Source organism: Arthrobacter sp. R3-55 (assembly GCF_054161505.1).
On record NZ_CP096423.1, the window covers coordinates 3,565,533 to 3,589,443 of the forward strand.

Here is a 23,911-nt window from a genome sequence, read left to right on the forward strand (position 1 = left end):
TTTGTCCTATCGGGTGGTTGGTGGTGGCTAAACGTGGCTGACGACGGTCTTGCCACGGACGCCGCCCTTTTCCAGGGCAGCAAGGACATCGGCCGTCTGATCGAACGGGACCACCCGGCCCAGAACAGGCTTGATCTCCCCGGCATCGATGAGCGCGGCAATTTCCCTCAGCTGGTTGCCGTCTGCGTGCATGAAGAGGAACTCGTAGCTGACGCCCAAACGGCGGGCCTTGCGGCGGATGCCCGAGCTCAGCAGCGTCATCGCACCCAGCAGTACAGGGTTTCCGCCGAGCTGCCGGGCGAAGCCTGCATCCGGCGGCCCAGCGATGCCGATAGCCTTGCCGCCCTTTTTCAAAACCTTCAGGGACCGCTCCAGGTTCTCGCCGCCGAGGCTGTCCAGCACGAGGTCGTAATCGTGAAGGATCTCCACGAAGTCCTCGGTGCGGTAGTCAATCACCACGTCCGCGCCAAGTTCACGGGCGAAGTCCTTGTTCCCTGCGCTGACCGTGGTGGCAACCGTCGCGCCCAGGTACTTGGCCAGCTGAATGGCAATGGAGCCCACTCCCCCGGCACCGGCATGGATGAAGACCTTCCGGCCGGGGCCAACGTTGCCGCGCTCCACCAGTGCCTGCCAGGCCGTCAAAGCCACCAGCGGCAGCGAACCCGCTTCCTCCATGGTGATAGTCCTGGGCTTGATGGCCAGGTCTTCCTCGGCCAAGGCGATGCGCTCCGCAAATGTGCCGATGCTTTCGTTGCCGGGTCGGGCGAAGACCTCATCGCCGGGCTTGAAGGACCGCACCTGGGGGCCCACCTGCAGAACTACACCGGCAACGTCATGGCCCAGCACCTGCGGAAGCTTGTACGGGAGGATCTGTTTGAACTCCCCCAACCTGATCTTCTCGTCCAACTGATTCAGGCCGGCTGCGTGGACCTGGACCAGCACATCGTGCTCGCCGAGCACAGGCTCAGGGACGTCAATCTGCTGCAGCGGTTCCTTGTACTGGTTGAGGACGAAGGCTTTCATGCGGGTTCTCCTGATTAGAATTTCTGACCGGACTCAATTATGAGTGTACTCAGTAAATTAAGCAAGGGGCTGCCCGAAGGGCTCCCCGAAAGGACCTTGTTGCAGAAAAGTAAGCATGCTTAGCTTAAGAACAACCCGACTCCTACCCTCCAGCGGGAGCCGGATCCCGAACCTCAAAGGAGAATCACCATGGCAACCTGCGATACGTGCGGAAACGATTACGACAAGACCTTCACCATCACCCAAGGCGAGCGCACCGGCACCTTCGACAGCTTCGAATGCGCCATCCACGCGATGGCCCCCAATTGCGGACACTGCGGCTGCCGCATCCTCGGCCACGGCGTGGAAAACGAAACCGGCATGTTCTGCTGCGAGCACTGCGCCCAGCACACCGGCGCATAGCCGGCAGGCGCCCGGTTCACCGCTGGCCCGCACTACATAATGGTCGGGTGGGATGGCGGAAAAATAACGGCGCGAAAGAGCGATGGCGCACTAAAACACGATTACCTCTGATCGTTGAGGCCCTGGTGGGGCGCGAAGAGGATCCAACCGTGCAGCGGCTGATCGATGCCTTCGGCGGTCACCCGGGGGCAGCCAAGGAACGGCTGGTGGGCGAACCCGCTTACCTTTCGCGGCGGCTGCAGTTCGCCTCTGGCAGCGAAATCATCATGCACGACGACGCCGTCGTGGCAGTCGCGCTGCACGCAGCACCTACCGGGTTCGCACCGAACGGGTTCAATCTTTCCCAGTGGATCCCGGGTCTGGACAAGAACGCCACCCTTGCCGACCTCAAAGCCGCCATCGACGCGCCCCGCACCCTCGGCGGCATGGGATTCATGCTGGACGGCGCGTACGCCGAACCAAGCTTCAAGAACAATCGCGGCTGGAATGACCCCGGCAACCTCCTCAGCATCAGCTTCACAGTGGAGGCTCCGCAACGCGCCTGCCGCCCTGAGGATGACGACTGCCCCAGCTGCAGCGATCTCCTGGTTCGAGCTAAGGCCCCGGGCAGCGGAGTCGACGTGGAGAACACCGTCGCCGCGCTCGCCAGCGCCGCAGCCGCGGGACTGATCACTGAGAGCGTTCGCTGGGTTCCGCTCGCCGACCTCCAAGCACTCCACGCATCCCGGCTCATGGAACGGGTGGAGAGCCAACTCAGCTGCCCGGCGTGCAAGCGAATCATCTGCCTGACCTTGTATCGCGAGTCACCAGCCACCTTCACATACACCGTATTCAACGAAGCCCGGCAGCGACCCCTCGAAGCCATCCCGCCGGTTGAGCAGTGGGGTGATGAACTGAGGCTCGCCCAAGACCGCGACGCCATGCACTACGTGGACCACCAGCCCGGCTCATGGTTCCTGGTGGAACAGCAAGGCTCCCTGTTCCTGGAAGCAAGGTACTGGCGCAACTCGATGGTGGATTCCTCGGCCCTGATCCGTTTGGACCAAGGCGAGACCGACTCCTACCGGACCGGCGGACACGATTACCTCTCCGAGCTCGTCAAGCAAATCGACAAGAGCGGGCCCCACACGGATAAGTCTCCGTATTTTCAGAGGGACCTCTACCGCGGGCCGGACAGTGCCACCTTGTCCAAGAGTTTCGCGGCAGCCATTGTGAATCACACGTGGATTGCGGAGCAGCGGCGAGGGTCGTGATGCGCGCTCGACTCTCTCAGCGCTCCTAAACCGTGGGCTTCCGCCACATGACAGCCAGCACCAGCACCACGGCGCTGAGCCCCAGCATCACCAGGACCATGATCCCCCAGTTCGCCTGATTCACGCCCGGGCCGTACAGCACGCCGATCAGCACGGTAGCCGTGATGGCACCAAGGTAGCGGCAGGTCTGGAAAATCCCGGCGGCAACGCCCCGCTCCTCGGGACGGGCCGAAACATACAGGCCCTGATTGGATGCGGTGCTTACTACGCCATACGGAACACCCATCAGCGCCGTCAATACGAACACGAGCGGAGCCCACAGCGTCATGGTCAGGAAACCCAGCGTTCCCGCCGCAACCGTCAGAATCAGGACGCCGGTGATCAGTACGGACCGAACACCGTACCGCTCAATGAACCTCACCGTCAGTGGCGTCACCACCACCGACAACGCCGCGAGGGGCAGCATCAGCAGGCCCACCACACCGGCGTCGTAATTTCCGGCCTCCTGCAGCAACTGCGGCAGGCCGAAGAACGCGAAGTAGTAGACGCCACTGAACACGATGAACAGCAAGTAGACCAGCAGCAGCGGCCGGTTCCGGCCCAGCAGGCGAAGGTCCAGGAACGGGGGCTGGAAGCGCAGCTCCCGCCAGGCGAAGAGAGCGCCGATCACCGTGGCGGCCCCCAGCAAGTACCAGCGGTAACCGGGCATGACGTTGAGCAGGGCCATCATGGCGAGCATCAGCGAGGTGACGAACGCGAGGATGCCGGGGATATCGGAATCGCGGATCAGTTGACCGAGCTTTCCGGTCTCGCGCCCGGAATCCACGGGCGCCACCTTGTACACCACGAACATGGCCAGCAAAGCGATGGGCACGTTGATCGCGAACAGCGCCTGCCACCCGACCAGGCTCACCAAAAGCCCACCCACCACCGGTCCCACGGCAGCGGCGGACGTGTTTGCCATCTGGATCCGGCCCAAGGGTCGCGTGGACGGCAAGTTAGCCAGCTTGCTCAGCTCGGTGACCATCACGACGGCGGACGGGTACGCCGTCGCGGTCCCTACGGCCATAAGCGCGCGGGCCACGCAGACCAGCGCGAAGTTGGGGAGGAACGGTGCGATGGTGCAGGTGACCGCCACCAAGGCCATGCCGAACATGAACAGGCGGCGGGGGCCAAAGCGATCGGCCAGGCGCCCCATCAGCGGTTGGCCGGCGGCGGAGGCGAGATAGAAGGAGGTGATCACCCAGGTGACCGTGGCGACGTCGAGCTCGAAATGCTCCCGCAAGACCACCAACGCGACGGCGATCATGGATGAGTTCAGCGGATTCAGCGCCGTCCCCAGGCTCAGCGCAAAGATCGCGAGGCCGGGGCGGGGTTTTTTGACGGTCACCCAACCCAGTGTGCTCCATGGTTGCCTTGGGTCACGAAACGGGGTCACAAAGCGGACTTTCGCGACCGCTTACTGGGAGGATGCTCCCATAAAGCACCTGTAGCATGTGGCTCACACACTGCGCCGGACAAGCTAGGAATCACCTTTGGAAACTCTGGACCTCTCCCCCGTCAATCTGCGCGACCTCGGCGGGCTTCCGGTATCCGGCGGCACCACCCGCTCCGGCGTGCTGCTCCGCAGCGACGACGTCTCGGTAATGCCGGCGGCTTTCGCCCAGCAAATGATCGACGACGGCGTCACTTCAGTGATCGATCTCCGCTCACCGGAGGAGGCACTCTTCACCGGGCGGGGTCCGTTGACCGTGGCCGGCGTGAGCTACCACCACCTCGCCTTGACGGCGTCCATTGCGTCGCCGGAAACCATCAGCCACGACATGATGACGGCCGCCACCACCCCGGCTCACGTGGGCGCCTGGTACGCCAACCTGCTCGAAACCCAGGCCCGGCAACTCGCCCTGGGCGTGACGCTGGTGGCCATGGCCGATGGCGCCACCGTCTTCCATTGCGCAGCCGGCAAGGATCGTACGGGAGTGTTCGCCGCCGTCGTGCTTTCTGCGTTGGGCGCTGCACCTGAAACCATCTCGGCCGACTACGCCGTCACCGCCACCCGCCTGCCACAGCTGTTCCCGAGGCTTCGGGCAATTTTGGGCGGGCTCATGCCGGACCGCGTCCTGGATGAGGAAGCAATCAAGGGCATGGGTGCCATGATGGGCGCCCACGCCGAGTCCATGGAGACGATGCAGTCACTGCTGATTGAGCGGCACGGAAGCGTACTGGAGCCGGTGCGGCGCGCCGGGCTGTCCGACGCCACCATCGCCCAACTGCGTGAGCGCCTGGTGGTACCGGCCAGCTGACTGCCTGCTACTCCTCGAAGTGCGTAGTGACCGAGCCCGAGGAGACTGCCGCGATGATCGACTTGGCCAGGTGCCGCAGCTTGATGTTCCGGTTGCTGGAGGCGGTGCGGAGGATGGTGAAGGCCTCATCCTGGCTGCACTTGTTCTGCGCCATGATCGCTCCAACAGCGAGGTCGATCACGGTGCGGGACTGCATGGCCGCGGCGAGGTCGTTCCGGGCATCGCTGAGCTGGGCGATCTTCAGGGCCAGACGCAACGACTTGGAGGCATGCGAGGCAAACACTTCGGCACGTTCTATGTCCAACTCGCTGAACGCATTGATCCGTTCCGAGTAAAGGTTCAGGGCCGCTCGGGTGTCACCCTCCACCAGGAGGGGGACACTGAGGATGGACCGCAGTCCATGGTGCGACGCCGCCGCGACGTATTCCGGCCAGCGGCGCTCGTGCAGCAGGTCAGGCACCAGAACGGGAGTCAGCTCATCCATGGCCGTGAGGCAGGGGCCTTCAAGGTCGTTTTGAAGTTCGTCCATTGCCTGCGCGCGGTCATCACTGCTGGCCGCGGTGGCTGCCTTCTTACGGCGCAATACGGTGATTCCGCAAAAGACGGGGGAATCGGGATGCGAGAGGCTCTCGGCCGAGAAGGCCGCGAGATCGGCGAGAAAAGCTTCGACATCTTCACTGCCCAGGACTAGATCCAAAAAGTATCCATTCTGGAGAGCTTCCTGCTCAGGGCGGGGGTTGACCATGCACGTTCCTACTGACTGAAATGCGTCCCCAGCAGACAGCAAAGGAGCGAAAATTGCCGCCCTCTGCAAAACGGTCTGGCAATACCTTATCGTCCAACGATCAACGGTACAAAGTGCGGCTCGAAAGGTTTTGACCTGCGGGAACGCAACCTTGGAGGAGCTCTTTTGTCAACCCCGCCGAGGGTTTCGCATCACCAAAGAAGTAAGTAGGCTTACTATGCAAGCCCGGCCTGGTATCAGGCCATTGATGCAAAGGAGTCAACTGATGGGCGTAGAAGACAGCATCCGCAAGACGGCCGAAAACGCCATGGAAGATCTGGCCGGCACGTCCGATCCCGTGAACGACGGCCGCGTCCCCGAGCCCGGCCAGAAGGACGACGACATCCAGGTCCACTCGTCCATCAGCGAAGGCTCCAACTCCATGGACTCGGACGTGCCCGGCGAAAATGATGACCCGCGCACGGCCGGCCACGGCCAGGGCACCACCGCTTCGCATGGCACCGCTTCGCATGGCACCGCCTCGCATGGCACCGCTTCGCATGAGACAACCCACGACGCCGACACCCGCCGCGACAGCGACGCGGACACTGACGTTTCGGCCGCCTCAGGTGACGTGTCAGGCCCGGCAGGACTGCCACAGAACGATCCCGACGACCTGCGCGCGGACCCCTCCGAAGGCGGCGGGGATCCGTCGACGAGCATGGGTCGCGGCTAAGTAGACCCGGCTAAGAATCCCGGCTAAGGCGGCTCTGTCAGGAGGCCCGGCTAAGACCGCTCGGGGCTGGGAGGCTCGGGGCTAGGTAGACCCGGCTAGGAAACCGGCGCCGCCGTCGAGCCCCTCACCACTAGCTCCGTGCCCAGCTCGATCCGCTGCGGCAACTCCTCGTCACCTTCAAGGTGCCGGAGCAGCGCGCGCATGGCCGTTTCGGCCATCTGCACCACGGGCTGGCGGATGGTGGTGAGGCCGGGCTCGATCCATTCCGCGGCGGGGATGTCGTCGAAGCCGATGATGGAGAGGTCCTCGGGGATCCGGAGGCCTGCCGAGCGAGCAGCCCGGTAGGCGCCGAGGGCTTGGGCGTCGTTGCCGGTGAAAATCGCGGTGGGCCGGTCGGCAAGTGCCAACAAAGCCTCGGTCCCCCGCGCCCCCGACTCGGTGGAGAAATCACCGGGCACCATCAAGGACGGGTCAACATCCACGCCTCCACGTCGCAAAGCGGCCAGGTACCCGTCTTCACGGGCACTGCTGCACTGGAGGTCGTCACGGCCGCCGATCATGCCGATTCTCTTGTGGCCAAGCTTCAGCAAATGCTCGGTGGCCGAGAAAGCACCATCCCAGTTGGCTGCGCCCACGGTCATAAGATCGGGCCCCGGCTGGCCCACAGGATCGATCAGGATCACCGGGATGCCGAGCGACTTGATGCGCTGGATCTGCTTCGAGTCCAGTTCATACACGGCCAGCAGCACGCCGTCGGACTTTCGCTCCGCAAGGTTCGCCAGCCACGGCCGGATCCTCGAGCCGTCCAGTGACAAGCTGCTGACCACAGTGCCGTACCCGGCTTCCTGGGCCACCCGCTCCACGCCTTCGATGATCTCGCACGCCCACTCCGAACCCATGCCCGGGAAGACGAGGTCAATGAGCCCGGCCTTCTTGCTGCGCTTGGCGGGGCGGCGGGCGTAGTCGCGTTTGGCGATGATTTCTTCGACCCTCGCGCGGGTGGCTGCCGCGACGTGCGCATGGCCGTTGAGGACCTTGGAAACCGTGGGCACGGACACGCCGGCTTCCCGGGCGATCTCGCTGATCGTCGCCCGTCCCGAGTCCTGCTTGGTTACCATGGTCCCTACCTTCCCGGCCGGGAATCACGTCCCGGAGATGACAGTTTCGGAAAGTTCCCACGCCTGGATCCGGCCACACATGCCATAGATCCTGCGGGTTTTCCGTTCGCCCATCGTAGTCCTCGCATCCTGCATGTAGAAACTTTCCATGGACTCAAGAGACAGCAACTGCTGTCCGGTCAGCCCCGCCTGCCGCTCCGCACCTTCACTGAGGTATCCGCGCCAGCGCTCGGTTTTCCCGCTCACCAAGCGCACTGCGGCAGCATGAAAGTCTGCGAGCGCCGCGACACCTGACTCCAGCACGGCGGCTTTCAGTTCCAGATATCCCTCCAACGCCAGGTCACGACGACGACGCGCGGCCGCCTCGGCAGCCGCGTCACCGCCGTCGGCGTTCTTTGACGGCAGTGCGGCGGCGCGCAGGTAAGCGTCGTGATCTACCAGGTGTTCGGGCGGGAAGGTCATCACGGCATCGCCATTCTCGGGCAGGCCGGCATTTTGCATGACCACCAGCACCCTGAGATCGCCGGAATCGTTGATGGCCCGGTGCACGGTGCCCGGCGTAAACCACACCACGGTTCCGGGCGTCAGCGCAGTGGAGGTGAAGCCCCGGGAATCCAGGGTCTCCAACCGCCCGACGCCCTGCTGCACCACATACGCCTCGGTGGAGGCAGTGTGCAGGTGCGGCGACCCGCCGGCCGCGCCGTCCAACCCGGGCCACTCGTAAATACTGACCTCGGACACGGCGGTTGCACCCGGGAACGATGTGCACATCTCAGGCCCAGGCATCCAACGCTGTTTTCGCAGCGTCGGCGAGCGCTGCGGCCTGCTGGTCTTCCAACGCGCCGTCAGCAATCACGACGGCGTACCGGTACGTCAGCGGCTGGCCCTCCTTGAGCGGGACTACTTCGCTGAAGAAGGGCGCCGAACCGAGGCAGGCGAACATGGACGAGCGGGCGAACCACTGGTTGGAGGCACCCGGGTTGGCTTGGTCCTCGACGAACAGGATGCTGGACTTCCGGCAGGTGACATCGTGCTGGCCGGTGAAGGCGATCCATGGTGAGCGGGTGCCCATGAACTCGTCGGCACCGGTCCCGTTCTCGGATCGGAACTCGCCACCGGTGAAGGACCGGGGTCCGCGCCAGAACAAACCGCCGTAGCCGGCGTTGTCGCGGCCCTCGGTGGTGGGGCTGCCGATCCCGATCTCAGCGCCGGAGACGTTCTCCATGGTGGTTTCGAAGAGGATCGTCCATGCGTTGCCAGCCGGAAGGAGTTGAATGGCGAATCGGCGTTGTTCGCGGATCAGGGGTGCGCCCTGCTGCCCGGGTTCGGCTGGCTGAGCGGTCCAGAGAAGCGCCTCCGCTGCAGTGATCCCGGCCCCGGTGTCCTCAATGCTGGTGAAGCCCTCGTGGTTCATGGCCCCGTTGTTGTCCAGGTTCGCGTAGCCGGTCTCGCGGGTATAGGTGGCTCCGCCCCAGAAGTTGTGCTCGCCCACGTTCGGCAGCGCCCAGGAGAGGCCCTTGTGCCAGACGTGATCCCACGGCCTGGAAATAGTGACCTCGTCTCCCTCCAAGGTGGTGAGTGGGTGGAAGTAGGGACGGGGGCTCTCGTACTGGTCATCCGTGGGACGGTAGGTGTACGTCGCGATGTCCTGGGTTCCGACCGTGAAGGTCAGGGAACTGCCATCATCCGTGTAGCTGACGGTGTCGGTCTGGGCCGCAGTGGTCTGGGCCGTGGTGGGCTGGGCTGTGGTGGTCTGGGCTGTGGTGGTCTGGGCGGTGGTGGTCATCAGGGTCTCCGTTGTGGGGTGTGGTTTCAGGCGCGGGCTGTGGAGGCGAGGACGCGGGTGCCGCGGCCCTCGCCGTCCATGCCCTCATAGAAGGGGTGGCCGGGAACGATCTCGCCACGTCGCACGGGCAGGCCGGTGAAGGCCGAGGCGTAAATAGCGGCAGCGAACTCCAGCGTTTGCCGCGCAGAGTCCGCGCCGGCTGGGAGCGGCAATCCGGCGTCGAGCGCTTCATACATGGCAAGGAACTGGGCGGAGTGGCCGCTGCCGCGCTCCAACGGCTTCGCGGTCCATGCGGCGGTCACGGCGTCCTCATGTCCGGGGGCCGCGGTGATGGTCCAGTCCTTGGTGCCGTATCCGTAGAGGTGGCTGAGTTCGATGGTGGCGAATTCGCAGTCGATCCGGATGTCCGAGGTTTCCCGCGGCGAGAGCAAGGAGTTGATGACGGTGGCCGCGGCGCCGTTCTCGAACCGGACCAATGCGGCAGAGAAGTCCTCGGTGGAGGTGGCGCGGGCCTGCCGTGAAGCGATGGCGGTGACCTCTTCCCACGGTCCCAGCAGGTGGAGCAGGAGATCGAACTGATGGATGCCGTGGCCCATGGTGGGTCCCCCGCCCTCAGCCTTCCACGTGCCACGCCACGGCAGGTCGAAGTACTCGTCCGGGCGGTACCAGAGGGTGTCGCAGCGGGCTACGAGCGGGCGGCCGAAGTCGCTGCCGCCGATCAAGTTGCGGGCAGCAGCCGAGGCGTCCCCGAACCGGTGTTGGAAGACGCAGGAGAACTGTGCGCCGCCCTTGGCTTGGGCATCGTTGAGGCGGTCAAAGTCGGCCAGGCTGAGCGCCGGCGGCTTCTCGGAGAGGACATGGACTCCGGCTTCGAGGCACTCAATCGCTTGGTCGATGTGCATCATGGGCGGCGTGCAGAGGTGCACGATGTCCGGCTTTGCCTCGGCCAGGAGCTCGGTGAGGCTTTGGTATCGGCCCGCGATGCCGTGCTCGTCGGCGAAGGTCTCCAGGCGGGCCTCATCCACATCGCACGCTGCCACCAGCTCCGCCCGATGATCGGTCCGCGCCAGATTGGATGCGTGGACTGCCGCGATGCCGCCGGTGCCGACAAGGGCCACTCTGTACGTCTGCATGTGAGTCTCTCCGTTGGGATTCATTTCCGAAAGTTTCTTAATTTGTCTTGAGACTATCTGCGCCCTCAAGTTGGCCAATTCCGCTTCAGGGCTCAACGCTATGAAGCCTGAGCTCACCAAGTCAAGGGTTTGGGACTATGGAAACTAAATACGTATTTCTGATAGTTTCTAAAAATCATCAGCAGAATCCAAGGAGAAGCCTGTGAGCACCGGCGCCGCCGATCAGCAAGCACTTGCCCGCGTTCCGGCGTCGGACGTCGTAGAGCACCTCATCCGTGAAATGACCCTCGAGGAAAAGCTCGCCCAGTTGGCGGGAGTATGGGTCAACGCCTCCACCGACGGCGATTCCGTGGCTCCGCTGCAAAATCAGATGGCAGGGGACGCCCGTTCCTGGGACGAGATGATCGCTGACGGGCTGGGCCAGATCACGCGCATGTACGGCACTGTTCCCCTTGAACCGGCTGAGGGCGCCCGTCGATTGGCCGCCGCGCAGGAGCAGATCATGGCTGCTTCCCGTTTCGGCATCCCTGCCCAAGTGCACGAGGAATGCCTGGCGGGCCTGGCCGCGTGGAAGGCCACGGCATTTCCGGTTCCATTGGCTTGGGGCGCCACCTTCAACCCGTCCCTGGTGCAGGAGATGGCGACCAGGATTGGCGCGAGCATGCGGTCCCTGGGCGTTCACCAAGGCCTGGCCCCGGTGCTGGATGTGGTGCGGGATCTCCGCTGGGGCCGCGTGGAGGAGACCATCGGCGAGGACCCCTACTTGGTGGGAACCGTAGCCACTGCCTACGTCCAGGGCCTGGAATCCACGGGCATCGTTGCAACGCTCAAACACTTTGTGGGCTACTCAGCCTCCCAAGCCGGCCGCAACCACGCGCCCGTCTCCATGGGACCCCGGGAACTCGCCGACGTCATGCTTCCACCGTTTGAAATGGCGATCCGCCACGGTGCTCCCCGTTCGGTAATGCACGCTTATACCGACGTCGACGGCGTACCGGCCGCCGCGAACCGCGCACTGTTGACCGGGCTGCTTCGTGAGGAATGGGGTTTCACCGGGACGGTGGTAGCCGACTACTTCGGCGTTGCCTTCCTGGACGTCACCCATGGCGTGGCCGCAGATTCCGGTGACGCCGCCGTGCTGGCCCTGAGTGCCGGCGTCGATGTTGAACTGCCTACCGTGAACTGCTTCGGCGAGCCGCTGCTGCGCCGCGTCCGCGAGGGCGCGCTGGAGGAATCCGTGGTGGACGAAGCCCTGCGTCGCGTGCTGAAGCAGAAGGCGGAGGTCGGCTTGTTGTCGACGGACTTCTCCCCCGTCCCGGCGGTGTTGTCTGATCCTGCGGGACCGGGCACGATCGACCTAGATCCCGCTCCGAACCGCTCGCTGGCGCGGGAGTTGGCCGCCCAATCGCTGGTGCTGCTGAGCAACCGGGAGTTCGACCGCGCTCCGGCGCTCCCGCTCGGGCACGTCGGTTCACTGGGTGTGGTGGGTCCCTTGGCCGATGACCCCTTCGCCATGCTGGGCTGCTACTCCTTTGACGCCCATGTGGGAGCCTCACACCCGGAAGTGCCCATGGGCATCTCCGTTCCATCCGTGGCAGGCGTTGCTTCAGAACGGTTTGGATCAGTGGCCACGTCGGTCACCGGAAACTGCGAGGCCGCCACCGAGGAACAGATCGCCGAAGCCTGCCAGGTGGCAGCCTCCGTGGACACGTGCGTGGTGGTGGTGGGCGACAACGCAGGCCTGTTCGGCAGGGGCACCTCGGGTGAAGGAAACGACGCCGCCGACCTCCGCCTGCCCGGTGATCAGCACCGGATGCTGGACCGTATCCTCGTTTCCTGTGCTGAGTCCGGAACGCGTGCCGTGGTGGTTGTCTTGAGCGGCCGCCCCTACGCCTTGGGCGACTTCACTGACCGCGCCGACGCGATCGTCCAAGGGTTCTTCCCGGGCGAAGAAGGAGCCGAAGCACTCTGGGACGTGCTCACCGGCGTAGTCAATCCGTCCGGCAAACTCCCCGTCTCCGTGCCACGCTCCCCCGGCGGCCAACCGGGCACCTACCTGCATTCCAAGCTCGCTGGTCCCAGTGGCGTCAGCGCGCTGGACCCCTCGCCGTTGTTCGGTTTCGGGCACGGCCTGTCCTACACAACGTTCGAGTTGACCGGGCATCAGTGCAGCGCGCCCACCATGTCGACGTCGGACTCCGTCACGGTCAGCTGCACGGTTACCAACACCGGTTCCCGTGGCGGCGCCGAAGTTGTTCAGCTGTATCTGGAAGATCCGGTGGGCGAAGTGGTCCGTCCCGTGCGCGAGCTGATCGGCTATGCCCGCGTCGAGCTGGAAGCCGGTGCGTCCGCCGTCGTGGATTTTGCGGTTCACGCCGACCGCACCTCCTTCACAGGCCTGGACCTTCAGCGCATGGTGACGCCCGGGCTGGTGAAGCTGCACGTGGCCACCTCCAGCACCGCCGACGCCCATACACATGAGGTGATCCTGCACGGGCCGCGCCGGGTGGTGGGGTTCGAGCGGGAGATGCTGACGCCGGTGGAGGTGCGGCCCCTCCCCTGACTGGTGTACGGCCACCACCCACTTTGGGCTGCATGCGGGGGCTAATGCAGCCAATAGCGGTTGTTTATGGGGGCCGCCGGGCCGAAAGTGGGTGGTGAAGGCACAGCCCGACCACGGGTAGGCTTCGGGGATGCTCCCCCACCCCACGCCCCGGCTACGTTTCCGCCAAATGACACTCGCTGATCTGGACGTGATGAACTCGATGCTCAGTGATCCCGAGGTGATGACGTACTACCCCGCTCCCAAAACCCGCGACGAAGCGGCTGCCTGGATCGAATGGAACCAGACGAACTACGCCCGCCACGGGTACGGGTTGTGGATTATTGAAACGCACGACGGCGGATTTGTCGGGGACTGCGGGTTGACCTGGCAACAGGTCAATGGACGGTCCGAACTTGAGGTGGGCTACCACGTTCTCCGCGAGCTGCAGGGCCGGGGGTACGCCACGGAAGCAGCCTTGGCGTGCCGGGATCTTGCGCGGGATGTCCTGGGGGTGGAGCTCCTTGTGGCCATCATCCATCCGGAGAACGTGCCTTCACGCCGGGTTGCTGAGCGGCTGGGGATGCGGCACCTTGAAGATGATGGGGGCGGATCCGGCGGCGAACACATTGTGCGGACCGTGATGGGCGTTGAGTTGACCTAGCTGATATGCCATCAGGGTGTACCGTCACCACCCACTTTGGATTCCGATAGGCCGTAATGCACCCAATTTCGGTTGCACAGCGGCCTATCCGGGTTCAAAGAAGGTCAGGAAGCCACGCCTCCACAGCAGGGAAGTGCCGAAATGCAGCAGTCCACCCCGCTACCAGGCGAGGTCGGGCGCCCCAAGGGAGACAAACCGAGGCGACACACGGTCTCCGGAATCCACCAATTCCCTCAACTCACGGGCCGCCACCCGAGGATCCTTGGAAGCATCGGACTGCCCCATCCCCGTGGCCAGCTTCCCCGGGTGTACTGCCCAGCACCGCACCTGGCCGGCGAGGTCCTGGGCGAGGGAGATGGTCAGCATGTTTTGCGCAGCCTTGGAGATTTTGTAGGCGTAGCTCGTGGAAAGGTCCGAGTAGTCGCCCCTGGCCTGCGCTGCCACTGAGCCCAGGCGGGACGTGACGTTGATGATCACCGGATCCGGCGCGGCCAACAGGTTCGGAAGGACGGCCTGCACCAGACGCAAAGGGCCTGCCACATTGACGTCGACGGCGTTCATGACGCCTTCCGCTGCAATGTCACCAAGGTTGGAATGCCGGGCTCCCTGGGCAGCATTATTGATCAGCACATCGATGTGGCTGTCCCCGATGGCTGAGAGTAGCTCTGGAGATGGCTCATGCCGGACATCGTGGGTGATTGCGGTGACATGCTGCCGGCCGGCCCACTCTGCGGGTGTCCGGGTGAGCGCGACAACCGCCCATCCGGCGTCGGAAAATTCTTCCACCAATGACTTCCCCAGACCGCGTCCGGCCCCGGTAATGACGGCGAGCCTTCTGCGTGGCGTCAAGCGAACCGCACGTCCGTGTCCGGGTCCTTGCGGGAATCCAACATACTGATGATTTTGCTCTCGAGCGCGGCAACCGTCGCCTCCGGCAGGACAATCAGGCCGTCGAGCTCTTTGCGGGCCCGCTTGTACGCGGTTTGCCGCTCGGCAGGGGTGGCGGCAGTGTCTTCGGCGATGCGCAGCAGCTTCCTCGCCGTCGCAAGCCGTTGGCGTTCGGGGCCACTGAAGTTGCCGTCCTTGATGCGTCGGGCCTCCCGCTCGGCGACATCGAAAGCGAGTTCGTAGCTGTGGACGGCCGCGCGGTATTCAGCCAGCCGGGCCGGCGTCGAAATCTCCTCGGGCCTGGCGGGGCGCAAGCCGTCCGCCTCCTTCTTGGCGCGCAGGAAGGCGACCGTGAGCGGCTCGCGCACATCGGTCATGAGCGGGAAATCAATGAGGTTTCCAACGTCCAGCTCATAGTCGAGCCATCTGTGGTTCACGGAATCGTGCGCGGCAATCAGCGACACGACCTCGGCCTGGTTCGCTTCCTCGTGCACCGCCAACTGGTTCTGCAACTTCAACAACTCCACTTTGCGGCGGTGCCGTTCCTCGCTGGCCTTGGACCACGAGCGTGCCCAACCACCAGCCATCCCGCCGATAGGGAAAATGAGCCACCAGTAACTGCCAAGGAAGTCGAAGAGGGGTTCCACTGCTCCATCCTCCCACCGGCTTGGACCAGGCCTCAACAGGACCGGCCAAGTTGGCTACTTTGTGATGGTCAGCGGCTTGGAGGGCTCCGCGCAGGAGGCTCTCTCAAGCTCGACCTCACCCTGGTTCGCCCGGTTGTTCGTGCCCGTGTCATCGCACCAGTCGACGCCAAAGGGCTCGGCCTTCACAGCCATGAGACCTGGAGAGGAGATCAATGGGACATTAACCTTGACCGTGAACCCGCCTGCATCAGACATGGGAGCCAAGGTGTTGAGGACGTCTTCTCCGGAAGCATCCGTCAAGACAATACGAACCTGCGCGTCCGATCCATAGCGGGGATCGCATTTCGCCTCTGGCGCCGAAACTGTGACCACGTCACCCGGCCCGGCCGACGAAGGGGACACCTGATAATCGGGAGGCATGCACGGCAGTGAACCCAAGGAAGGGCTACATCCGGCGGCCCCCATCGTGAGGAAAAGCGCCGATGCCAGAATCCATGACTCTGTGCTGCGGCACCTGGGCTGCGCTGGTTTGGCCATGCCTTCATTGTTGACGCTTCCGGCGAGCAACGGACACTGTCGGCATCGAATGGCTCCCGAATCGTTGCAGGGCTCCGCCAACGTCGATGCACCAACCGCCCCAGGTGCGTCACGCCGTCGTACCTTCCCGCTAGGCTTCCCCTATGGACCAGCGACTGCACTTCCTCACGTTCGCCACGCCTGACCTCGATGCCGCGCGGGCCTTCTACAAGGACGGACTCGGGTGGGATCCGGCGATGGACGTACCCGGCGAGATTCTCTTCTTTCAGATAGCGCCGGGGCTGATGCTCGGCCTTTTCGATGCCGACAAATTCGATCAGGACCTCGGTGCCAGCACCCCGACGCAGGGCGTGAGTGGAGTGACGCTCTCCCACAACGTGGGCAGTGCGGCTGAGGTGTCCAGCACCATCGAGGCGCTGGCGGCGGCTGGTGCGACGGTTTTGAAACCGGCGCAGGCAGGCGCATTTGGCGGGATCTTCCACGGCCACGTCAAGGATCCGAACGGCATCATCTGGGAGATCGCCCATAACCCCGGCTGGAACATCAACGACGACGGAACGGTGGTTTTCGGATGAGCGCACTACCGCACACTTTCACTGAGGACGTCATCAACCAGGACGCCCGGACCCAGTTCGACACCTTCCTGGACGAGCACCGCCGGGCCCTCAACGAGTGCCTCGACGGGCTCACTGAAGAGCAAGCACGACGGCGGCTGGTCGCCTCGCGCACTACCCTCCTGGGCTTGGTCAAGCATGCAACCTTCGTGGAGAAGGTATGGTTCGACGAAGCCATCACCTGCCGATCCCGGGCAGAGATCGGCATCCCGGCGACGCCTGATGAGTCCTTCATCCTGGAAGATCACGACACCATTGCCATCATTCAACGCGCCCATGCGGACGCTTGCTCGGAGTCCAGGGAGGCGGCCTCATCCCTTGGGCTCGATGACCTTGTGCTCGGGAACCGTCGCGGGCCGCTGCCCCTTAGATGGGTATACCTCCACATGCTCCGCGAGCTCGCCCAGCATTGCGGGCATGCGGATATTCTGCGGGAGCAGATCACTCGGTAGCCGGGGACCCTAAAATGTCAGACCCCCCTGACACGATGTTTTTATGGAAGAAACAGGGCAGTCGACAGCACTGAGGGCGGAATCGTCCCCTGCTGTCGCTGCCCTTGCCGCCATCCGGTCACGGCGCATCTTGAGCAAGCCGGATTTGGTAAAGGCCGGGTTCAAGGATTCGACGGCGCCCATCACCTTAATCGGCCACTTCCACGGCGCTGGGGTGCCCAACAGCAAGGCCAAGTCCACTCCGACAGCCGACGCTCCCGCCCTCGGAATGATCCCGGCCGTCCAGCCGATCAAACGTCTCGACACCGTGGCGCCCGAACACCTTTCGGTTGCCGGGCCGGACCTGGCGGCGCTTCTTAATGACAGCGCGGCACTTCTGGGCTCAGCGCGGTTGTCCGCTGCCGACGAAGCTTCTCTTTTTGCGTTTGTTGAGGCTGCTGATTTTGCCGGCAGGGTGGAGGAGATCGCCCGGTCGGTGGAGTACTTGCAGGTTGTCGCGGCGCAGGCGGTGGAACGGGCCCGGACGGAGGCATTACAGGCCAGTCCGGGGTCCTCGGCGGCTGCGTCGGAGTGGCGGACGGGCTGGACTGAAACTGTGCCGGGGGCTGACGCGGGTTCTCTTTCCGGCGCGGGCTCCGGTACCGGCGCGGGTTCTTTTTCCGGCGGGGGTTCTTTTTCCGGCGCGGGCTCCGGTACCGGCCCGGGCTCTGGTTCCGGCGCGGGCTTTGGTACTAGCGCGGGCTCTGGTACCAGCGCGGGCTCTGGTACCGGCGCGGGCTCCGGTTCCAGCGCGGGCTCTGGTTCCGGCGCGGGTTCTGAGGCGCCGGCAGCCGGGTCCAGGGCCAGTGTTGTGGATGACGGGTACCGGGACGCGGCACAGTTCCTGCGGGCACGGTTGCGGATCGGTATCGGCGAGGCCCGGCGCAGGCTCGCCCTCGCCCCGGACGTCCTCCCCCAACCCGGCATGATTGGCCAGGACATCCCCGCCCGCCGCATGATCCTCGCCGAAGCCCTGGCCTCCGGAGAACTGCCCTCCCGCTCAGCGTCGATCATCAGCAGTGCCCTGGACAACGTCAGGAACCTCACCGACGACGCCACCATCACCCGGATGGAACACGCCCTGACCAAAACCGCGGTAGAGACCGACCCGGACTTCGTCACCACCATGGCCAAACGCTGGACCGAATCCATCGACCAGGACGGCCCAGAACCCTCCGAGGAAGTCCTCCGCCAACACCAAGGCGCGTTCCTACGCCGCCGACGCCGCTACGGCCTGCACCACATCGAAATCTTCGCCACCGCCGAACAATACGAAACCCTCACCACCACCATGAACACCGCCACCAACCCACGCCTGACCACCACGGGCTTCGGCACTGTCATGGGCCCTATGCCGGCACTGATGCCAGCGGCGGCCCGGACCTTGACCGGCGCTCCCGTGCCCAGAAACTCCTGGACGGCCTCACCGGTGCCTGCAGCCTCGCCATGACCACCGGGGAACTACCCTCCAACGGCGGACTCCGACCCCAACTCACCGTCACCATCGACTACAACGAACTTTTCGATCAACTCACCCAACACAACCCGCCCGGCAATGACGCCAGGACAGGCACCGGCACCGCAACATTCCTTGGACCGATCCACCCCAACACCATCCGCAAAATAGCCTGCGACGCCGACATCACCCCCGTCCTGCTCGGCAGCGACTCCCGCGTCCTGGACATCGGCCGCACCACCCGGATCTTCCCACCCCACATCCGCAAAGCCATCACCGCCCGCGACGGCGGCTGCGCCTTCCCCGACTGCACCATGTCCGCACCCTGGTGCGAAGCCCACCACACCACCTACTGGTCCAACGGCGGCACCACTTCGACAGACAACGGCACCCTGCTCTGCAGCCACCACCACCACCTCATCCACAAAGAACAATGGCGCATCAACATGACAACCGGCGTCCCGTAGTTCATCCCCCCACCCCACATCGACCCCCAACAAACACCCCGACGCAACCACCACCACACACCCCACAGAACATAAGGGTTTTGCACGGGATGCGCCGCGACCTTGGGTGAGCGTCAACTTTTGGGGGTCGAATTTTGGGAGGGCCAGCGACGCGATGTTTGCTTTCGGGCCGCTTCCCCGTGCCCGCGACATGCGACCTACGAATGCCACCGAGGAGACCAGCGGGGCGCCGGCGTACAAGATCAACCGCCCGCTGGTAGAAGCCTGCACCGAAGCCGGCGATGCTGGGCACGCGGTGCCTCGGAGTACTGCTCTTTGGCATACCAAGCCAAAAACTCAAGAGAGAAATTTGCAGATATTGCTTGCGTCACACATCGGGACTAAGGCACTCTGGAATACCAAACGCTTAGCTGCAGGCAAGTAGCGGCCAAGCAGTTCGTTCCCCAGGAGTCCAATCATGTGCCTTCACGATCACACCTCAGCACCCAAACCCGAGGGTCAGTTGCCCCGCCGTGGCATCCTCGCCGGAGCTGCAGCATTGGCCGGAATCTCCGTGGCCGGCATTGCCGCGCAGCTGGCTTCAGCGCCGGCTGCCCTCGCCGACAACACGCAGTCGGCTCCAAACTACCCGGGCCGGCCATTGAACACCCAAGCGCTCATCATCGAGGGCGGAACCGTCGTGGACCCAAAAACCGGCGATGCTGTGGCCGATGGAGTGGTAGTGCTCGACGGCGGCAAGGTCGCCGCCGTCGGGTCCCGGGACGAAACGCGGAAGGCTGTTGCCGCAGTCGCGAACCGTGCCCGCAAACTCAATGCTTCGGGGAAATGGGTCCTCCCGGGACTCGTCGATGCCCACGTCCACGCCAACGCTCTGGCCGATGCCCGAGCCCTCCTGCAAGGCGGAGCCACCAGCGTACGCAGCGGTTCGAGCACGTTTTACCAGGACATTGCCCTCGCCGCCCTGCCATCGTGGGCGCCTGGTCTCTCACCGAGGATGACGCCGGCGGGACTGTTTATCTCACCGGATCAAGGGGATTCACTTTTGGCTGATCCGGACTTGGCGCCACTGGCAACTCTCAGTGGTGGCGTGACGGAACCGCAGGACCTCGCGTACCTCACCCGCATCAACCTCAAACGGGGCGCCGAAGTCATCAAAACACGCGCTAATCCGCGGGCTGGCCTTCCTGAACAGGATCCCCGTGAGTTGGTCTACAACGTGGACCAGCTCGGAGCGATCGTCAAGGCCGCCAAGGGAGCCGGTGTCCTCTGCCACGCCTACAGCGCCGAAGGAATCGACGGCGCTGTACGGGCCGGGGTTCGCAGCATTGAGCACGGCGTCTTCATGGCGGAAAAGACCATCCAGGAAATGGCCCGGCGCGGTACCTTCTTCACACCCACCATGGACGCCATTACCAGCATGGCCCGCTCCGCCAACCCCATCCTGGCCGCGCGCGGAACCGAGTACACACCCATTCTTCAGGCCGCAGTGCGGGCAGCCAAGGACGCGGGAGTCACGATCGTGGCCGGCACCGATTCCTTCGGAACGGATGTGACGCCCATTGGCACCGAAGCGCGTTTGCTTGCCGAAGCAGGACTGACACCCCTGGAAGCTTTGCAGGCAGCCACCACCAATGCGGCACGTTTGCTGGGCCGTGGCGAAAATGTTGGTCGCTTGGTCCGCGGCTCCATGGCGGACGTCGTGGTGGTGGATTCAGATCCCCTGACCGATGGTTCGGCCCTGGAAAAGGTCAGCACAGTGATCGCCCAAGGTGTTGTGGTGCGCACCAGCCTTTAGGCCACCGGTGAGGAACTGGCTGAGGAACTGGCTGAGGAACCGGCCGGGGAGCCGGCTGGGCAACCGTCTGCAGCCACGGTAAACCGTTCCTCTACCAACGCCAGTAGCGGCCGGGAGTTCAAGCACAGCAGGTACAGGATTAGGCCGCCCACAAACAGGAGCAACCACACGCTGGTGGAGATCAGCACGAACCCCGCAACAAAGAGGATCCCTACGTTCCCGAGGGCCACCCGTCTCCGGGCTCCAATGCTGTAGATCGACAACCGATAGATGTCCACGCTCCGGAAATCGAAGCGGGCCAGCAACAGCATCGCGTGAACAGCAGCGGTGCCCACCACGAGGCCGAACCCCACCAGCCCGATCCGGGCAGCAACAGTTTGAAGGTTGCTGCCCGGCAGGCTGGTGAGATTCGCGACGACGACTGCAAGGAGGGCTGCGTAGGGCAACCAGACCACTAAGGCCTGGCCAAAGTTGCTCCGGTACGACTTCAAGAAGTCGTGGAACACCCCCGTGTCCGCCCCGGCGATAAGTCGGTTAAAGGCGTAGCAGGAAGCCACCACTGACGGGCCCACCAGCACGAAACCCAACAAGGCGGCAGGACCCACCAGCCCGGACAGCAAGGGCATGAGCACCACCAGCACGTTGGCCAGCACCAGCAATGCCCCGCCCACCATGACCCCGTACACAACCCCGGCCACCCTGAATAAGGGACCGGAACCGAACTGTGCCTCCTTCGCAGCCATCAGGAGAGCTACTTCTTGTCCGCGTAGGCTTTGTATGCCTTATTGGCCAGCTCCACGTATTTGCTCTGGCCCTTGCTGTCGAGCTCCTTGACGTAAGCGTCGAACTCACTGAGGGCACGCTGTCCGGTGATGAACTTGAGGGTGTTTTGTTTGACGTGGTCCTTCAGCGGGGTCAAAGCCAGGGTTGCCTGTTCCCGGTCAATATCGTTGAACGGCACGGGCGGGGGCACGGGGCGCGGCTTCTTGGACTTCATGGCTTCCTGGAACGCCAGCTCCTCCTCATTGAACGTGGAGTGCAACAGTTCCGTGGCGCCACCGTAGGCGAAGTTGCCACCGGAGAAGCCGTACTCCACCCGGAGATCTTTGGTGCCTGCGGGGTTGAGGCCCTGGAAGTTGATGTCGGAGGCGAGCTGACGTTTGCCTCCGGACTTGGTGAATGTGGTTCCCTCCACACCCCACTTGCTGAACTCCTGTCCGGCGTCGCTGTAGAACAACCAGTCGATGTACTGGATCAGTGCCACAAAGCTGTCCTTGTCCTTCACGGAGGAGTTCAGCATGATGCCGTTCTCCAGCCGGGTTCCCCCAATGACGTCACCTTCCGGGCCTCCGGGAACCGTGATCTTGCCGATCTCGAAGTTGCCCTTGCCCAGGGACTGCTCCATGGAGGTGCGGTAGGTAATGACATTCTGGGAGTTGGCGCTGATGACGAACGACTTGCCGGACACAAACTTTTGGATGGCTGAATCGTCGGTCTGGGTGAAGCTTTCGGGGTCCATCAGGCCCTCGGAAACCAGCGAATTGAAGTAGGTCACCAGGTCCTTGAACTTGTCCGAACCGGCGGCGAAGCCGAACTCCTTCTTGTCCTCATCGAACTGCAGGCCGTCCACCAGCCCCCACCCCGCCTGCGTCCCGAAAGCCGCACTGGAGATGTTCAGGACACTGTCGCCCTTGAACCGGTCGGAGTAGGGCACCACGTCAGGGTAGGCCTTCTTCAGCGAGCGCAGGACTTCCCGGAACTCGTCCCACGTTGTGGGCTCCTCGAGGCCTTCCTTTTTCAGCACATCCTTGCGGAAGCACAGGGAGTAGTCGGGCCAGAGTTCCTCGTGGAGGCCCGGGAGGACGTAGTACTTGCCGTCTTCCTGGGTCAGTCCTTCAATCTCGGGCTCGAGCTTCCACTTCTTCACCTTTTCCTGGAAGTGCGGCATCAGGTCAACATAGTCACTGACGGGCAGGACGGCCCCGGCGGAAACGAACGCCGCTTCCTGTCCCGGATAGGTTTTGGCGATGATTTCCGGGGCACTGCCGGAGCTGATGAGCAGGCTGCGCTTTTGCTCGTAGTCGCTGTTGGGCACGATGGTGGGTTCCAGGGTGACGTTGTTGTCACTGGCCATTTTGGTGAACAGCAGCCAGTCCTTCTTGTACGGGTAGGTCGGCTGGTCGGAGAACAGGAACGTGAACGTCAGCGGCACCGTCGCCTTGAACGTGTCACCGACGCCGAAGCTGTCCATCGCACCGTTGCGGGACTTGGAGGTGTCCACCTTTTCGGTGGTCTCGGCGTCGCAACTGGTCAGTATGAGTCCGATGGTGACAACGGATGCGAGTCCAAGAAAATCTCGTCTCCGGAGCTCAGGTTTGTGGATCATTGGATGTCCTTTCATAAGGGTTATTCCTTGACGGAACCGAGCATGACGCCCGAGAAGAAGTACTTCTGCACGAAGGGGTAGACGCAAAGGATGGGGATGACGGTCAGGACGATGGTGACCGATTGGATGTTGGCGGCGATCTGGCCGACGTTCTCCGCTGTTCCGCCGGCTGAGCCCGCTGTGGTGACTCCGGCGATCATGTTGCGCAGGTAAATGGTGACCGGGAAAAGGTCAGGATTGTCGAGGTAGAGGAAGGCTTGGAACCAGGAGTTCCAGTTGGCAACGGCGTAGAACAGGACCATGGTGGCCACGATCGCCTTGCTGAGCGGCAGCACCACCCGGAACAGCACCCCGTATTGCGTGAGGCCGTCAATCGATGCTGCTTCTTCCAGTTCGCGCGGCATGTTCTCGAAGAAGGACTTCATGATGAGCAGGTTGAACACGCTGATGGCGTTCGGCAGCACCACAGCCCAGATGGAGTCCCGCATGCCCAAAGAACTGATGAGCACGTAGTTGGGAATCAGGCCGCCGTTGAAGAACATGGTGAACACGGCCAGGCCAATGAAGACGCTCCTTCCTTTGAGGTCCTTCTTGGCAATGGCGTACGCGAATGCAGTAGTGAGGACCATGGAGATGGCCGTCGCCACCACGGTGTACAGGACGGTGTTGCCGTAGTTGTTCCAGAACGTGGAGTCGGCCAGGATCAGCTTGTACGTCTCCGTATTGAAGCCCATGGGAAACAGGTTGACCTGCCCCGCGTTGATGAAGCCTTCGCTGGAGAACGACTGGGCAATGATGTTCAGGAACGGGTACACGGTCAGGAAGACCACCAGCAGCAGGAACACCAGGTTGAACGCCCGGAAGATGCGCATGGCACGGGAGACTTTCATGTCCTTTATCAGGACCCCTTGGGCTGCGCCGCCCTTGATCGCAGTAGCTGTTTTGT

Annotated in this window: 22 protein-coding genes and 1 pseudogene; 10 read left to right on the forward strand and 13 right to left on the reverse strand. The window is 63.6% G+C overall.

All coding sequences use genetic code 11. The features are described 5' to 3' along the window. Positions 1 to 27 precede the first annotated feature (27 nt). Entirely contained in the window at positions 28 to 1,023 is a 996-nt protein-coding gene (locus M1D51_RS16305; RefSeq protein ID WP_458107227.1) for an NADP-dependent oxidoreductase, read from the reverse strand. A gap of 189 nt (positions 1,024 to 1,212) precedes the next feature. On the opposite strand from M1D51_RS16305, the gene M1D51_RS16310 reads away from it, so the two are divergent. Both M1D51_RS16310 and M1D51_RS16315 read left to right on the forward strand, forming a co-directional pair. Beyond that, entirely contained in the window at positions 1,213 to 1,425 is a 213-nt protein-coding gene (locus tag M1D51_RS16310; protein WP_458107228.1) for a hypothetical protein, read from the forward strand. A 149-nt stretch (positions 1,426 to 1,574) separates the two neighbouring features. After that, positions 1,575 to 2,678: a hypothetical protein gene (locus tag M1D51_RS16315; protein WP_458107229.1), complete on the forward strand. Its 1,104-nt coding sequence runs from the start codon at positions 1,575 to 1,577 to the stop codon at positions 2,676 to 2,678. A 25-nt stretch (positions 2,679 to 2,703) separates the two neighbouring features. Here the strand turns inward: M1D51_RS16315 and M1D51_RS16320 are convergent, their stop codons facing one another. Next, the gene (locus M1D51_RS16320; RefSeq protein ID WP_458107230.1) at positions 2,704 to 4,068 is read right to left on the reverse strand and encodes an MFS transporter; all 1,365 of its coding nucleotides are present in this window, start codon (positions 4,066 to 4,068) and stop codon (positions 2,704 to 2,706) included. A gap of 145 nt (positions 4,069 to 4,213) precedes the next feature. Between M1D51_RS16320 and M1D51_RS16325 the strand changes: the two genes are divergently transcribed. Continuing rightward, entirely contained in the window at positions 4,214 to 4,981 is a 768-nt protein-coding gene (locus M1D51_RS16325; protein ID WP_458107231.1) for a tyrosine-protein phosphatase, read from the forward strand. A gap of 7 nt (positions 4,982 to 4,988) precedes the next feature. On the opposite strand, the gene M1D51_RS16330 is transcribed toward M1D51_RS16325, so the two are convergent. Then, complete coding sequence (locus M1D51_RS16330) at positions 4,989 to 5,726, reverse strand: GAF and ANTAR domain-containing protein (protein ID WP_458107232.1); 738 nt, start codon at positions 5,724 to 5,726, stop codon at positions 4,989 to 4,991. Positions 5,727 to 5,991: 265 nt separating this feature from the next. Between M1D51_RS16330 and M1D51_RS16335 the strand changes: the two genes are divergently transcribed. Next, positions 5,992 to 6,441, forward strand: coding sequence for a hypothetical protein (locus tag M1D51_RS16335; RefSeq protein WP_458107233.1), 450 nt, complete (start codon positions 5,992 to 5,994; stop codon positions 6,439 to 6,441). A 95-nt stretch (positions 6,442 to 6,536) separates the two neighbouring features. On the opposite strand, the gene M1D51_RS16340 is transcribed toward M1D51_RS16335, so the two are convergent. The 4 genes from M1D51_RS16340 to M1D51_RS16355 are packed head-to-tail and all read right to left on the reverse strand — an operon-like array spanning position 6,537 to position 10,478. Continuing rightward, positions 6,537 to 7,559, reverse strand: coding sequence for a LacI family DNA-binding transcriptional regulator (locus tag M1D51_RS16340; RefSeq protein ID WP_458107234.1), 1,023 nt, complete (start codon positions 7,557 to 7,559; stop codon positions 6,537 to 6,539). Between the two features lie 24 nt (positions 7,560 to 7,583). Next, the gene (locus tag M1D51_RS16345; RefSeq protein ID WP_458107235.1) at positions 7,584 to 8,345 is read right to left on the reverse strand and encodes a cupin domain-containing protein; all 762 of its coding nucleotides are present in this window, start codon (positions 8,343 to 8,345) and stop codon (positions 7,584 to 7,586) included. Then, entirely contained in the window at positions 8,332 to 9,345 is a 1,014-nt protein-coding gene (locus M1D51_RS16350; RefSeq protein WP_458107236.1) for a DUF6807 domain-containing protein, read from the reverse strand. The genes M1D51_RS16345 and M1D51_RS16350 overlap by 14 nt, the downstream gene beginning before the upstream one ends. Before the next feature lie 26 nt (positions 9,346 to 9,371). Next, entirely contained in the window at positions 9,372 to 10,478 is a 1,107-nt protein-coding gene (locus tag M1D51_RS16355; protein ID WP_458107237.1) for a Gfo/Idh/MocA family protein, read from the reverse strand. A 202-nt stretch (positions 10,479 to 10,680) separates the two neighbouring features. Here M1D51_RS16355 and M1D51_RS16360 point away from each other — a divergent pair, with 202 nt between their 5' ends. Together M1D51_RS16360 and M1D51_RS16365 are read left to right on the forward strand one after the other, a co-directional pair. Next, positions 10,681 to 13,041 carry a glycoside hydrolase family 3 N-terminal domain-containing protein gene (locus tag M1D51_RS16360; protein WP_458107238.1) on the forward strand — a complete coding sequence of 787 codons (2,361 nt, stop codon included), beginning with the start codon at positions 10,681 to 10,683 and terminating at the stop codon, positions 13,039 to 13,041. Between the two features lie 130 nt (positions 13,042 to 13,171). Beyond that, positions 13,172 to 13,684: a GNAT family N-acetyltransferase gene (locus tag M1D51_RS16365; RefSeq protein WP_458107239.1), complete on the forward strand. Its 513-nt coding sequence runs from the start codon at positions 13,172 to 13,174 to the stop codon at positions 13,682 to 13,684. 159 nt (positions 13,685 to 13,843) lie between these two features. Here the strand turns inward: M1D51_RS16365 and M1D51_RS16370 are convergent, their stop codons facing one another. From M1D51_RS16370 to M1D51_RS16380, 3 genes are read right to left on the reverse strand one after another with little or no spacing between them, the layout of a single operon-like run. Further along, on the reverse strand, positions 13,844 to 14,470 hold the full coding sequence (locus tag M1D51_RS16370) for an SDR family NAD(P)-dependent oxidoreductase (RefSeq protein WP_458107240.1): 627 nt from the start codon (positions 14,468 to 14,470) through the stop codon (positions 13,844 to 13,846). A 59-nt stretch (positions 14,471 to 14,529) separates the two neighbouring features. After that, positions 14,530 to 15,219, reverse strand: coding sequence for a hypothetical protein (locus M1D51_RS16375; protein WP_458107241.1), 690 nt, complete (start codon positions 15,217 to 15,219; stop codon positions 14,530 to 14,532). A gap of 54 nt (positions 15,220 to 15,273) precedes the next feature. Then, on the reverse strand, positions 15,274 to 15,639 hold the full coding sequence (locus tag M1D51_RS16380; protein WP_458107242.1) for a hypothetical protein: 366 nt from the start codon (positions 15,637 to 15,639) through the stop codon (positions 15,274 to 15,276). Between the two features lie 260 nt (positions 15,640 to 15,899). On the opposite strand from M1D51_RS16380, the gene M1D51_RS16385 reads away from it, so the two are divergent. The 4 genes and pseudogenes from M1D51_RS16385 to M1D51_RS16400 all read left to right on the forward strand — a co-directional run bounded on the left by M1D51_RS16385 (position 15,900) and on the right by M1D51_RS16400 (position 20,579). Next, a complete protein-coding gene (locus M1D51_RS16385) occupies positions 15,900 to 16,331 on the forward strand; it encodes a VOC family protein (protein ID WP_172323652.1) in 432 nt (143 codons plus the stop codon). Next, positions 16,328 to 16,822: a DinB family protein gene (locus M1D51_RS16390; protein ID WP_458107243.1), complete on the forward strand. Its 495-nt coding sequence runs from the start codon at positions 16,328 to 16,330 to the stop codon at positions 16,820 to 16,822. Before M1D51_RS16385 ends, M1D51_RS16390 begins: the two co-directional genes overlap by 4 nt. A gap of 43 nt (positions 16,823 to 16,865) precedes the next feature. Continuing rightward, a pseudogene (locus tag M1D51_RS16395) lies at positions 16,866 to 18,859 on the forward strand (DUF222 domain-containing protein). A gap of 382 nt (positions 18,860 to 19,241) precedes the next feature. Further along, positions 19,242 to 20,579: an amidohydrolase family protein gene (locus M1D51_RS16400; RefSeq protein ID WP_458107244.1), complete on the forward strand. Its 1,338-nt coding sequence runs from the start codon at positions 19,242 to 19,244 to the stop codon at positions 20,577 to 20,579. On the opposite strand, the gene M1D51_RS16405 is transcribed toward M1D51_RS16400, so the two are convergent. The 3 genes from M1D51_RS16405 to M1D51_RS16415 are packed head-to-tail and all read right to left on the reverse strand — an operon-like array spanning position 20,576 to position 23,855. Further along, a complete protein-coding gene (locus tag M1D51_RS16405) occupies positions 20,576 to 21,322 on the reverse strand; it encodes a DUF624 domain-containing protein (protein WP_458107245.1) in 747 nt (248 codons plus the stop codon). The two genes, M1D51_RS16400 and M1D51_RS16405, sit on opposite strands and share 4 nt — an antisense overlap. 8 nt (positions 21,323 to 21,330) lie before the next feature. Next, positions 21,331 to 22,980 carry an ABC transporter substrate-binding protein gene (locus M1D51_RS16410; protein WP_458107246.1) on the reverse strand — a complete coding sequence of 550 codons (1,650 nt, stop codon included), beginning with the start codon at positions 22,978 to 22,980 and terminating at the stop codon, positions 21,331 to 21,333. A gap of 5 nt (positions 22,981 to 22,985) precedes the next feature. Further along, positions 22,986 to 23,855 carry a carbohydrate ABC transporter permease gene (locus tag M1D51_RS16415; RefSeq protein WP_172322087.1) on the reverse strand — a complete coding sequence of 290 codons (870 nt, stop codon included), beginning with the start codon at positions 23,853 to 23,855 and terminating at the stop codon, positions 22,986 to 22,988. Positions 23,856 to 23,911 lie beyond the last annotated feature (56 nt).